Below are 12,313 nucleotides of genomic sequence, written 5' to 3' on the forward strand. Positions count from 1 at the left end.
CGATGATTGAAGTGAACAACCTTAACCTCAGTTTTGGCGACGAGAACGCCCGTAGTCAGGTGCTGTTCGACGTTAATCTGCGGGTCAACCCGGGCGAAATTTTTGGCCTGGTCGGCGAGTCAGGTTCGGGCAAAACCACGGTGCTGAAGTGCCTGGCCGGCCTGTTTAATCACTGGCAGGGTACGCTGTCGATTGATGGCGAGCCGCTGGCGCATCGCATCAACCGGGCGCGCTGCCGACGGGTGCAGATGGTCTTTCAGGACCCTTACGGGTCGCTGCATCCGCGTCACACCATCGGCGACATTCTGGAAGAACCGCTACAGATTCAGGGCATCGGTCAGCGCCAGCAGCGGGTGATTGCCATGCTGGAAAAGGTTGGCCTGAACCGTGCCTGGCTGACCCGCTATCCCCACCAGCTGTCAGGCGGACAGCGTCAACGGGTGGCCATCGCCAGGGCGCTGATACTGCAGCCGACGGTGCTGCTGCTGGATGAACCGACCTCGGCGCTCGACGTTTCGGTGCAGGCGGAGATCCTCAACCTGCTGAGCGATCTGCAGCAGCAGGACAACCTGACCTATCTGATGGTGACGCACGACCTGGGCGTAGTGGCACATCTATGCCATCGCGTTGCGGTGATGCAACAGGGAAAAGTGCTGGAGACGCTGGATGTGCCAACGCTGGTGGGCAATCAGGCGAGCGTGGCCTATACCCGGATGCTGGTGGAGGCCAGCCGACACGCAGCGCCAGCGCGGGTGCAGACGCACTAAATGGGTGTTAACGCCGGATACGCCGCAGCGTTTCCAGACCGCACAACCGATCACGACCTAAACGCTAGCGCGGCAAAATTAACACGCCGCGTTGCGTTGCGTTAAGTAGACGATGTTGCGGGCAGGCCCTGCACCTGAGGCGCGTTGCCGGGACGATCGCGGGCAGTAATTATGCCTGCACCACTTAACGCGCCTGGCCCGGACAGAAGCCGGGACATTTATCCGGGCCAGACGCTATTCCGCCGCTTATTCAACGATAAACTTGTCCACCAGACTGCTCATCGCTTCGGATTGGTCATGCAGCCGATGACTGCTGGTCGCGGCCTCGGCAACCATACTCACATTCTGATCGGTCACCTGGCCCATCTGGTTTAGCGCCAGATGAATTTGCGCAATGCCAGACGACTGTTCAGCTGAAGCATTCGCAATATCATCAATAAACTGCTTCATCTGCTCCGCATTTCCCACCACGCTACGCAGAATCTGCTCAGAGGAAAGTACCCTTTCCGCACCCTCTTCAATCTTATTGATATTCTGGGCAATCAGTTTCTGAATCATATCGGCTTCATTTGCGCACAGCCGCGATAAGTTGCGGACTTCGGCGGCAACCACGGTAAACCCCTTCCCTAAGTCACCCGCCCGGGCTGCTTCGACGGCGGCGTTTAACGCCAGCAGGTTGGTCTGGGAAGAGATGTTGTTGATGGACGACACAATCCCGGCAATCTGCTCACTGAAGGTCCGAATCTCCTGCATAGAAAGGTTAGCCTCGCCCACACTCTTACTGGCCGACTCAACATGGTCGACCATATTCCTGGCTAACGTTTCTACACGTCGGGCGTTATCCGAGTTTTGCTCTATGGCGGTAGAAATCTGCTCGATACTGGCCGCCGTCTCTGTCAGAGAAGCCGCCTGCTCTTCGGTTCGCTTGGCCAGCTCATCATTTCCTGAGGCTATTTCTGAACTGACCTGGCGCACAACCGCTGCATTATTTTTAATTTCCAGCACCATCGACTGAATATTTTCAATCGAATGATTATAAAACTTATTTAATAGCGATATTTCATCGGTTCCCCGGACTGCCAGACGCTGGGTCAAATCGCCGTCCATATTCTCAATAATATTAATGGCAGAGCGCAGTTGTGAATTGATGGTCCGAATAACCAGCCATGCCACCAGCGCCGACGTGAGAAAAGCCGTCAGGCAGATAAATAAAAATACCATCTCCTCACGACTGGCCTGTTTATAGTTGTCGCGCGCCGCGTATTTAATATCCCTGTTAATGCTTTTTTCAATATCGTGCAGTGCTTCAATACGCTGTGATTGCGCCTCGTACCACTCTCTTGGGCTAATCTGCCAATCGCCACTCTCCGCCTGATTCAGCGCGGTGTTGCGCAGCGATAACGCCTGAGTGAAATTCGGGGAAAGCGAGGTCTGGGTAAACAGTGCTGCCTGTTCCGGGGTGGCTTTCATCAGAAAATAGTGCTGCCAGACCGCCTGGCCCGCTACCAGCGCGTTCAGCGCCGCTAACTGCCCGGGCTGAAAGCGGTTCAGCACAAAGACGCCGGACATAAACGCCCGCTCGCTGCCCATCATCTCTTTTAAATTCAACAGAGCGTAATAAGCGCCAAGCTGGCGGGCAATTCCGCCGTTCTGAACCAGCCTGTCGCTTTTACCAATAACGTCAAGCAGCGTGCTGATAGAGTCAGTGTAAAATTTTATGCCGGCGGCAGCGGAGACGCGGAAATTAAGCACATCCTCACGCACCGTTTTCAGCTGCTGCGATTGTTGCTCATTATAATCAAGTAACGCAAGTTTTTGCCGGGCCAGGTCCGTGCGCTTTTTTTGCTCCTCCAGGTCGGCGGAAAACTCTTTTCCTTTACTCACCAGAAATCCCGAGGTTAATCCCCGCTCTTTTTGCAATTCATTAATTAATCCGCCGACCGCCTGTGCTAGCTGTACCTGTTGTTCAACCGCCCACATCTGCTTTTTTAGTTGATATTTCCCATAAACACTGCTGTAACTCAGCCATATTGTCGTGACGACCAGCGGTAATAATAACAGCAGCAACTTCTGTTTAAGCGAGGTCCGATATAACAAGCACATATGGGTTATCCCTTTGTTTAGTATATTAAATAATATAATCGGTCGGAACCGCGTTCGCTTAATACCTCTAAAGAGGTATGCCACATGAGAGCTTTTCCCATTTATCAATCAGTTACTGCTCACTAAAAACTCTCAGCCCGGTGATGGCGGGCATCACAGCCATAACGCCGCAATCACCGTTAGTCGAAACCGGTTAACACTCTTTTGAGATTTTTTTATATCGGTTGCGGTAAAAAGCCGCGATCAGCGGGGAAACAGGCAGTGAAGCATTGGTGGGATAACGGGCGCAGTCAGGGCCAGACAGAGGCAACAGAGGCAACAGAGGCAACAGAGGCAAGGCTAACGCTAAGCCGGGGATAATTTGCGCGGGGTTATTAATTCTCCTCACCTACGCGATGTAAAGAGGGTCGTGAGTCTGGCATCGCCCGCGCAGCGGGTTGTTATTTTCGGGGCTGTTATTTCGGGGAAATAATTCTGCGCAGCATGGGCAATAAAAAGGCCAGGTTTCCCTGGCCTCGCGTCACGCTTGCGTGATTACTGCGTCAGCTGGCGTACAAAGGAGACGATCTCCTGGTTCTGCCCGTGCTCAAACAAACATTGCTGGAAGCGCGGGCCACTGACCGCGGTTTGCACCAGCTCAGGATCGATGGCGCGCAGCGTGTCGAGATAGTTCTCTTTAATCACGGCGGCTTTAACCTGATTCAGCAGGCCGGCATTACGCACCTGCGGCTCTTTACGCTCTGGCGGATAGCCCATGCCTTTTTCGCCGGTAAAGGCTTTTTCAAAGATAAAGCGCAGGTTGAGTTCAGCACCCCAGCCGAAGCCTTTAGCAAACGGCAGCGCCAGGGCATTACCGTTGTTGATCTGGGCGAACAGGTAAGCATCGGCGGGATCGATACAGTAACCGCAGTTGACGCCAGGATGAATGTTGAGCGACATCAGCGCGCCCTGCCCGGTGCCACAACCGGCCACCACGAAATCAACCGCCTTGCTGTTCAGCAGCAGGCTGGCCTGAATACCGAGGTGAATATAGGTCAGATGGTGATCCTGTTCGTCGCTCATTCCGACGTTGAAGACCTGATGGCCCAGCGGCTGCGCCACGCCTTCCAGTTCTTTCAATACGATAGCGTTTTTAGCCGCCTGGCTGTTTTCCATCATTAACGCGATTTTCATGATCTGCCCTTAGAATTTAATTGAAACACCGTTTCATTTTAATGAAAAACCACTAAAGTGCATGGACTAATTCACCTTTGCGCTGTGAGTAGCGTCACAAAACGACTACCCTGGCGTCCAACCACACACCGGAGATGAGATGTTTATCTATAAAAAAGAGCGTCCACTGGAGGATTTAGGTCAGGGTGTCACCCGTCGGGTTCTGGCTTACGGCGGCACGATGATGGCGGTCGAAGTCAGCTTCGAAAAAGGCGCCATCGGCCCGTTACATCACCATCCACATGAACAGTTAACCTACGTGCTAAGCGGCCGTTTCGCCTTCACCATCGGGGACGAGACGCGTGAGGTCGGCGCTGGCGATACCCTCTATAAAGCGCCCGATGTGGTACACGGCTGCGTCTGCCTTGAAGCCGGTATGCTGCTGGATACCTTCACCCCGCAGCGCGAAGATTTTTTGCCTGCCCGCTAACCCCCGATCCTGACGCCGCCGTGTTGCCGATCAGCACGGCGGCCGTTCGATCGCCGCGCACGTCAGCCAGAAATAGCCGACCTCAGCACCACTCTGGCTATCGCTGGCTGGCAGGCCGGCTATTTTTTCAAAAAATTTTCACCTGCCGGTAGTTCGCTAACCAAATGATTAGCAGGCTTTTAGTCAATAGCGGCTACCTGTTAACTGGCTGGCACCGCGCTGCAACCCGCGCCAACCGGGCCTGGCTCAACTATTCTTAATTTGTTCACTCATCCCCTTACGCCCGACTCAGCGAAAAAAGAAGCCCGCCAAAACTGTACAAAATCCACTTTCGTGTATAAGTTTAAACCATCTACCAGGTCATTTTTTAACCCAACACAGGATAATTCTATGAATCACTCAGAGAGCGCCACCCTGGCCGTGAAGGAAAATGTCCACCTGATCAATCCGGCGTTTCACGCCACCGAGCGGGAAAAAATGAATTTTCTGGTTGAGGAGCTGATGGAAGCGGGCAAAGAGCACAGTTGCATGGCGCTGCTGCGTCATCTGGCGGCCGCAGACAGTGCTGAAGAAGAGGCGTGCTGCCGGGAACTGCTGACGTTACTGATGGCGAAACAGGCATAATGGCGACACCCTGCGGCGAGGTGGTGGTCCGGTGAGCTGGCACCTTACTGACAACTGACACCACCGCGCCCGCACATCCCGCATTGTGCTGCACCCGGGCTTATTTCGCCGCCAGCCCAGCCACAGATTTGCGGATAGCACGACAATATTCTGCTGGATAATCCCGCCCACTTTGCTAGTCTCACCGGATGAACCGATACGCAGCTTGCCAGCCAGAGATGATTATTAACACCGTCTGTTTCGCGGTGGGATAAGCTGTCTCTTTTCCCGCCGGTAAGGCGGGCCTTACCGGTGTTAAATCGTTAAGGACGCCTATGCATCATCACACCGTTACCCCTGCTACCCTGCATCTGCTGTGCGGTAAAATCGCCTCCGGCAAATCCACCCTTGCTGCCCGGCTGGGCGCCGAACCGGGCTGCATCATCCTGAGTGAAGATCAGTGGCTGGCGGCACTCTATCCGGATCAGCTGCACTCGGTCGCCGACTATGTGCGCTGTGCCGCGCTGCTGAAAAATGCCGTCACTCCGCACCTGCTGGCGCTGCTCACGGCGGGCGTTTCGGTGGTGCTCGATTTTCCTGCCAATACCCAGGCGAATCGCGGCTGGATGATGTCGTTGATCACACGCTCGGCGGCACAGCATCAGCTGCATTATCTCGACCTGCCGGATGATTGCTGTAAAGCCCGCCTGCATGCCCGCAATCAGTCGGGTGAACACCTCTTCGCCGCCACCGAACAACAGTTCGATTTAATTACCCGCTACTTTGAGCCACCGCAGGCAAGCGAAGGCTTTAACCTGGTCTACCACCGCTGAGGCTGTTGACGGCAGAGAAACGCCGGCACGGCACGGGGGTCAATGCCGGGCGGAGCCGATGGCCACCGCAGCAGGCCACCGGCGTTGCAGCAGGCAGGTTATGACCCGCCTGCCCGCGCCGGCTACGCCAGCTCCAGCGCGGTCACAACCTCAGCGATCTGCTGATAATCGGCCCCGGAGAGCGATAACAGCGGGCGCGGCAGATTGTCTGCTGCTGTCAGGCCCAGGATGGCGGCCGCCGCCGCCATCACCCGCAGGCTGCCGCCATGCTGACGGAACAGCGCCCACAAGGGTTGCAGTTGCGCATCCAGCATCGTGACGCGCCGATCATCGCCCGCCTGCGCCGCCTCAGCGATCGCCTTCGCTACCCGCGGAAACAGCCCGCCACAGACCGAGTACCAGCCATCACAGCCCGCCAGCAGGCCGGTTGCGGCAAACGCATCGCCGCTGACGCCGATTGAGACAGTTTCAGGCAGCAAGGCCCGCAGTTGGGCGATGCGCTGAACAGCCGCCGGCAATTCTGCCGGTACACCGGGAATTTTTATTGAGGCGATGCCAGGCAGCGCGGCGATGCGGCCGATCAGCGCATCGGAAAAGGTAAAATGGGTGGTGCCCGGATTGTCGTAGACGCAGATCGGCACCGAAGCGTGACGCGCAACCGTCTGGTAGAGGGTGAACACCTCTTCATCCCGCAGCGCCTGATAGCCAAGCGGCGGCAATAGCAGCGCCGATGCGCCCGCCTGCTGGGCATCTTCCGCCAGATGCAGCACCTCAGCACTGCTGACCGCACCGATACCGATCATCACCGGGACAGCGCCAGCATGGGCGACCGCCAGTTCGGCGATACGCCTGCGCTGCGTGCGGGTCAGGTAAGCGTAACTGCCGGTAGAGCCCAGCACGCCAAGCGAGTCCACTCCGGCCTCAGTCAGCCGCTGCAACAGCCGTAAAAATGCCGCTTCATCCGGCTTGTCAGCCGTAAACGGGGTAAGGGGAAACGCACTCAGTCCGGTGAACATATTACCTGCTCCATGATAGTGAAATGATGGTCTGGTTGATTAGCCGTACAGGCATATTTCGTAGCAGGCCGAAGCATCACGCCGCCCCGCCCGCTACTGTGCTGCTGACACCCTAAGGAGACAACCGATGATCGCTGTACTGTTTGAAGCCCAGGCCCGACCCGAACACCAGGCTCGCTACCTGCATCTGGCCGCAGAACTCAAACCGCTGCTGGCGCAGGTCGACGGTTTTATCGCGATTGAGCGCTTTCAAAGCCTGACCGATGAGAAAAAGATCCTCTCGCTGTCCTGGTGGCGCGATGAAGCGGCAGTGCTGGCCTGGAAAAACAATCCACAGCATCAGGCTGCCCAACGCGAAGGCCGTGAGACCCTTTTCGCCGGTTACTCGCTGCGCATTGCGACGCTGGTCAGAGAGTATGCATCGAAACCGGAGACAAATTAAGATGTTCGATATTCATGTGATCCTGCAAAATAGTGCTGGCACCCTTTCCCGTCTCACCGGCCTGCTGGGCCAGCACGGCATTGGACTGGAAGGCGGCGGCCTGTTCTCGGCTGGCGCGCAGAGCCACGCGCATTTTCTGGTGGTGGAGGGCGAGCGGGCGCGGGCCGTGCTGGAGGCGGAAGGAATCGCAGTACAGGCGGTGACCGCTCCGCTGATCCGCAAATTACCCCAGCAGCGCCCCGGTGAACTGGCTGAGATAACGGCGCGGCTGGCCAGCGCCGGCATTAATATTCTGGTGCAATACAGCGACCACGCTAACCAGCTGATCCTGATCACCGACGACAATCACTCAGCCGCGAGGCTGACAACCGCATGGGCAGTCCCGGCAGATGACAAAATCACAACCGCTTGAACGCCCCGACGACAGCGTCGCTCTTGAGGCGGCGATTGTCGCGGTCGCCGCCGCCATGGCCGACACCTCGCGCGTGAGGATGCTGTCAGCGCTGATGGATGGCCGCGCCTGGACCGCCACGGAACTCAGCGCCGTCACCGACGTTGCGCCTTCGACTGCCAGCGCGCACCTCAATCGTTTAATTAACAGCGGGCTGATCGTCTGCCTGGCGCAGGGCCGCCACCGTTATTACCGGCTGACCGGCAGTGACATCGCCGATCTGATTGAAAGCATGATGGGCGTGTCGTGGCGGCGGGTTGCTGCCCCGGACAGTCGCACGCCGGCAGCGCTGCGTACTGCCCGCACCTGTTACGATCATCTGGCGGGCGAAATTGCAGTGCAGATCTATGCTGCAATGCAGCAGCAGGGATGGATAACGGCGGACGGCAGCGCCATCACCCGTTCTGGCCAGCAGCAGTTTGCGGCGTTACAGATCGATCTCTCTCAGCCGGGACGGCGCAAAGCCTGCTGCGGCTGTCTGGACTGGAGCGAGCGCCGCTTTCACCTCGGCGGGTATGCCGGTGCGGCGCTGCTGAGCGCCTTCGAACAGCAGGGCTGGCTTACGCGCAACCCCGGCTACCGTGAAGTGCAGTTCAGCGCGGCCGGTTTACAGCGGCTGCAACAGACGTTTGGCGTGACGCGCTCCTGACCTGCCGGCCAGCGCCGCAGCGGCGCTGTTACAAAGTTATGAATTCTGTCACATTTCCGCAAACTCGTGGCGCGGGTTAGCCGCAACGCCGCCGCCCGCACCTTTACGCTAACGCGCTGATATTAATCGACTTAACCCACAAGCTTCGCCGAGTCATGCAGGCCACGCATCAATCCATGCCCTTTTTGCACTTATTAACCGCCGGTCGCTGATCCACTCTTCAGTCACAGGCGCGGCAAAAAGCGTCAATCACCGACTGGAGCTCACTGATGCAGACCCCCTCACCTACTACGCTTTCCACCCGCGCCCGGATCGGCGCGATATTCCGTGTGACCTCAGGCAATTTTCTCGAGCAGTTTGATTTTTTCCTGTTTGGATTTTATGCCACCTACATCGCTCACACCTTCTTTCCGGCCAGCAGCGAGTTCGCCTCGCTGATGATGACCTTTGCGGTATTCGGTGCCGGTTTCCTGATGCGCCCGATCGGCGCGGTGGTGCTCGGCGCTTACATTGACAAAGTGGGCCGCCGCAAAGGCTTAATTGTGACGCTGTCGATCATGGCGGCAGGCACCTTCATGATTGTGCTGATCCCTTCTTATCAGAGCATTGGCCTGTGGGCACCGCTGCTGGTGCTGACCGGACGCTTGCTGCAGGGCTTTTCGGCGGGAGCCGAACTGGGCGGCGTGTCGGTTTATCTGGCCGAAATCGCCACCCCAGGCCGCAAAGGTTTTTATACCAGCTGGCAGTCAGGTAGCCAGCAGGTGGCGATCATGGTGGCCGCAGCGATGGGCTTTATCCTGAATGCGCTGCTGGCCGAGAGCGCTATCCGCGAATGGGGCTGGCGGATTCCGTTCCTGTTCGGCTGCATGATCGTGCCGTTTATCTTCGTGCTGCGCCGCAAACTGGAAGAGACGGCGGAATTCAGCGCCCGACGCAACCCACCCGCGCTGAAACAGGTATTTAAAATTTTGCTGGCTAACTGGCAGGTGGTGATCGCCGGAATGCTGATGGTGGCGATGACCACGACCGCCTTCTACCTGATCACCGTTTATGCCCCGACCTTTGGCAAAAAAGTGCTGATGCTCAGCGCCTCTGACAGCCTGCTGGTGACCCTGCTGGTGGCGGTGTCGAATTTCATCTGGCTGCCGATTGGCGGCGCACTGTCGGATCGCTTCGGCCGCAAGCCGCTGCTGATCGCCATGACGCTGCTGGCGCTGACCACCAGCTACCCGGCGCTGAGCCTGCTGGCGGCGGCCCCCAGCTTTTCGATGATGCTCGGGGTCCTGCTGTGGCTGTCACTGATTTACGGCCTGTATAACGGCGCGATGATCCCGGCGCTGACCGAAATTATGCCGGGTGAAGTGCGGGTTGCGGGCTTCTCGCTGGCCTACAGCCTGGCCACCGCGCTGTTCGGCAGTTTCACGCCGGTGATGTCGACCGGACTGATTGAACTGACCGGCGATAAAGCGTCGCCCGGTTACTGGATGAGTTTTGCTGCCGTCTGCGCCCTGCTGGCGACGCTCTACCTCTACCGCCGGACCGGCAATCCGTTGCCTGTCGCCAATAATGCCGTGAGCTAAGGAGATTGATATGAAACGCTATTCTCTGTTGGTCGCTCTGCTTATCAGCGTGGCGGGCAGCGCCAGCGCCCAGGCCCGGGAGCTGACCGTGATGATCTCGGGCGGCTTTAAAGCGGCGTGGGACCAGTTATCTCCTCGCTATGCGGCGCGGGAAGGGATCCGCATCAATACGGTGGCCGGTCCGTCGATGGGCAAAACGCCGCAGGCGATCCCGGCCCGGCTGGCGCGGGGCGAACGCGCCGATCTGCTGATTATGGTGGGCGATGCGCTGGACAATCTGGAACAACAGGGCCGCACGCTGCCGGGTTCGCGGGTTGAACTGGCCGATTCACGCATCGGAGCGGTGATCAAACAAGGCGCAACGCCGGTCGCCATCGACAGCGAAAGTGCCCTGCGCGCCACCCTGCTCAGCGCCCGCTCGATAGCCTACTCCGACAGTGCCAGCGGTCAGTACATCAGCAGCCAGTTGTTCACCCGGCTGGGCATCGCGGATCGGGTCAACGCAAAGGCGTTTAAAGTAGAGCGGATTCCGGTCGCCTCACAAGTCGCGGCCGGCAAATATGCGATCGGGTTCCAGCAGGTCAGTGAACTGTTGCCGGTGCCCGGCGTTACCTTTGTTGGCGAGTTACCTGACAGCCTGCAATACACCACCCGCTTTGCCGGCGCGGTGGTACGGCAGTCAGCACAGCCCGATGAAGCGCGCCGGCTACTGCGCTGGCTCGCCTCGTCCGAGGTCCAACAGGTGGTACGTCAAACCGGGCTGCACCCGATCGGCCAGCCTCAACCGGCTGGCGCGTCACAGCCAATCAGACAGCCTGATACTGTTCAATAATCAGCGCTTCCAGCTCACCGGCGACGTGTGACAGCGTGCGGCCGTTTTTTCGCAGCAGACCCACCGTGCGTTTCACCGCCGGGTCGGTCAGCGGCACTGCCGTCAGCGCGGAGTGACCGGCGGTCGGCATCGACATAGCGGGCACGGCAGCAATGCCGAGGCCCGCTTCAACCATGCCGAGCATCGTGGTGACATGCCGGGTTTCACAGATGCAGGCTTTCTCCGGCACGATATGCTCCAGCGCCTGATCGAGCAGATTGCGGTTGCCGGAGGTCTTGTCCAGCCCCACCCACTCCTGCTGATAAAACTCCCGCCAGCTCAGGCTCTGTTTTGCCGCGATCGGATGTTCATGCCGACAGGCCGCCACGTAGGGATCGTCGATCAGCGGCAGAAAATGGACATCGGGCTGCGCCCGGCCGGAAAAGCTAAGGCCGAAATCGGCCTGACCGCCAATCACCGCGTCATAGACATTGGCGGCGCTGCTGTCGATTAACTTGACCCGCACCCGTGGATAGCGCGCCTGAAACAGCCGGATGATGTTGGGCATAAAATAATAGGCGGCGGAGGGCACACAGGCGACGGTGATCAGCCCGGTCCGCGCCAGACTGACCTCACTCAGATCGGCCATCACCTCTTCAAAATCCACCAGCAGCTTGTCTGACCGTTCGGCAAAGGCGTGGCCTTTTAGCGTCAGGGTGACCCGGCGGGTGGTGCGCTCAAACAAACGGATCCCCAGCGCCGTCTCCAGCTTGTCTATTCTGCGGCTCAGCGCCGACTGTGACAGGCAGATTGAGTCCGCCGCGAGACGAAAATTGCCATACTCCACCAGCGCGCGAAACGCATAGAGATCGTTGAGATCGATATTAACTGGCATGGTTGCGTCCTCCTGTCACCTGCATCACGCGTCGTCCCTCTCATCGCCCTGCAAAGCGCTAAAGTCGCTCACAAATTGCTGCAACAACTGTTCCAGTGTGGCACGGTCGCTCTGCGGCCAGTGGTCGAACACCCGCTGGTAGATCTGCGCCCGTTGCGCATCGATTTTATCGGTCATCGCTTTACCGGCCTGGGTAATTGCCGCCTCGTTGATCCGCTTATCCGCGGCATTTTTTTGTCGCTGCACCAGGCCAGTCTCTTCCAGCTTCGCCACCTGTCGGCTGACGGTGGTGTAATCACGCCCGACCCGATCGGCGAGCTCCCCGACCCCGATCGGTCCGAACCGGCCAACCTGCACCAGCAGCGGGAACAGGGCGCGATCAAGCTCAATGCCCGCGCCTCTGATCATCGCCAGATCGCGCTGTGGCCGGTTAAAGGCAGCCACAATAGTGAGTAAGCTGTTATGCAGCGCATCGAACGATGAATTATGTGTATTTTGCACTTTTTTCATTGACGCCATCC

At 58.1% G+C, this 12,313-nt stretch carries 14 protein-coding genes; 9 read left to right on the plus strand and 5 right to left on the minus strand.

Features of this window, described 5'->3' with window-relative positions; translation table 11 throughout:
* Nucleotides 1-2: 2 nt before the first annotated feature.
* Nucleotides 3-767 (plus strand): ABC transporter ATP-binding protein, encoded by a 765-nt coding sequence (locus ABIB18_RS05050; RefSeq protein WP_354473751.1) that lies wholly within the window; start codon nt 3-5, stop codon nt 765-767.
* Nucleotides 768-1,013: 246 nt separating this feature from the next.
* Here the strand turns inward: ABIB18_RS05050 and ABIB18_RS05055 are convergent, their stop codons facing one another.
* Nucleotides 1,014-2,954, minus strand: coding sequence for a methyl-accepting chemotaxis protein (locus tag ABIB18_RS05055; protein ID WP_354473752.1), 1,941 nt, complete (start codon nt 2,952-2,954; stop codon nt 1,014-1,016).
* A gap of 450 nt (nt 2,955-3,404) precedes the next feature.
* Nucleotides 3,405-4,043, minus strand: coding sequence for an RpiB/LacA/LacB family sugar-phosphate isomerase (locus tag ABIB18_RS05060; protein ID WP_031377996.1), 639 nt, complete (start codon nt 4,041-4,043; stop codon nt 3,405-3,407).
* Nucleotides 4,044-4,182: 139 nt separating this feature from the next.
* On the opposite strand from ABIB18_RS05060, the gene ABIB18_RS05065 reads away from it, so the two are divergent.
* The 3 genes from ABIB18_RS05065 (at nt 4,183) to ABIB18_RS05075 (ending at nt 5,948) form a co-directional block, all read left to right on the plus strand.
* Nucleotides 4,183-4,512 (plus strand): cupin domain-containing protein, encoded by a 330-nt coding sequence (locus ABIB18_RS05065; protein ID WP_031377997.1) that lies wholly within the window; start codon nt 4,183-4,185, stop codon nt 4,510-4,512.
* 390 nt (nt 4,513-4,902) lie between these two features.
* Entirely contained in the window at nt 4,903-5,136 is a 234-nt protein-coding gene (locus ABIB18_RS05070; protein ID WP_031377998.1) for a hypothetical protein, read from the plus strand.
* A gap of 314 nt (nt 5,137-5,450) precedes the next feature.
* Nucleotides 5,451-5,948 carry a P-loop nucleotide/nucleoside kinase family protein gene (locus tag ABIB18_RS05075; protein ID WP_031377999.1) on the plus strand — a complete coding sequence of 166 codons (498 nt, stop codon included), beginning with the start codon at nt 5,451-5,453 and terminating at the stop codon, nt 5,946-5,948.
* Between the two features lie 122 nt (nt 5,949-6,070).
* Here the strand turns inward: ABIB18_RS05075 and ABIB18_RS05080 are convergent, their stop codons facing one another.
* Nucleotides 6,071-6,964, minus strand: a complete 894-nt coding sequence (locus ABIB18_RS05080; RefSeq protein ID WP_159222985.1) for a dihydrodipicolinate synthase family protein — start codon at nt 6,962-6,964, stop codon at nt 6,071-6,073.
* A 127-nt stretch (nt 6,965-7,091) separates the two neighbouring features.
* Between ABIB18_RS05080 and ABIB18_RS05085 the strand changes: the two genes are divergently transcribed.
* From ABIB18_RS05085 to ABIB18_RS05105, 5 genes are all read left to right on the plus strand, one after another.
* Nucleotides 7,092-7,406, plus strand: coding sequence for an antibiotic biosynthesis monooxygenase family protein (locus ABIB18_RS05085; protein ID WP_031378238.1), 315 nt, complete (start codon nt 7,092-7,094; stop codon nt 7,404-7,406).
* A gap of 1 nt (nt 7,407) precedes the next feature.
* Entirely contained in the window at nt 7,408-7,818 is a 411-nt protein-coding gene (locus ABIB18_RS05090; RefSeq protein ID WP_089561545.1) for an amino acid-binding protein, read from the plus strand.
* Nucleotides 7,796-8,506 (plus strand): ArsR/SmtB family transcription factor, encoded by a 711-nt coding sequence (locus ABIB18_RS05095; RefSeq protein WP_354473754.1) that lies wholly within the window; start codon nt 7,796-7,798, stop codon nt 8,504-8,506. Before ABIB18_RS05090 ends, ABIB18_RS05095 begins: the two co-directional genes overlap by 23 nt.
* Before the next feature lie 269 nt (nt 8,507-8,775).
* Nucleotides 8,776-10,086 (plus strand): MFS transporter, encoded by a 1,311-nt coding sequence (locus ABIB18_RS05100; protein ID WP_354473756.1) that lies wholly within the window; start codon nt 8,776-8,778, stop codon nt 10,084-10,086.
* A gap of 10 nt (nt 10,087-10,096) precedes the next feature.
* The gene (locus tag ABIB18_RS05105; protein ID WP_354473758.1) at nt 10,097-10,918 is read left to right on the plus strand and encodes a molybdate ABC transporter substrate-binding protein; all 822 of its coding nucleotides are present in this window, start codon (nt 10,097-10,099) and stop codon (nt 10,916-10,918) included.
* On the opposite strand, the gene psrA is transcribed toward ABIB18_RS05105, so the two are convergent.
* Complete coding sequence (psrA, locus tag ABIB18_RS05110; RefSeq protein WP_031377545.1) at nt 10,893-11,792, minus strand: L-proline-binding transcription factor PsrA; 900 nt, start codon at nt 11,790-11,792, stop codon at nt 10,893-10,895. The genes ABIB18_RS05105 and psrA overlap by 26 nt on opposite strands.
* Before the next feature lie 24 nt (nt 11,793-11,816).
* Entirely contained in the window at nt 11,817-12,302 is a 486-nt protein-coding gene (locus ABIB18_RS05115) for a MarR family winged helix-turn-helix transcriptional regulator (RefSeq protein WP_046288327.1), read from the minus strand.
* Nucleotides 12,303-12,313: the final 11 nt, after the last annotated feature.

It is taken from the genome of Pantoea sp. UYEF8 (assembly GCF_040546285.1).
GTDB lineage: Bacteria > Pseudomonadota > Gammaproteobacteria > Enterobacterales > Enterobacteriaceae > Pantoea > Pantoea brenneri.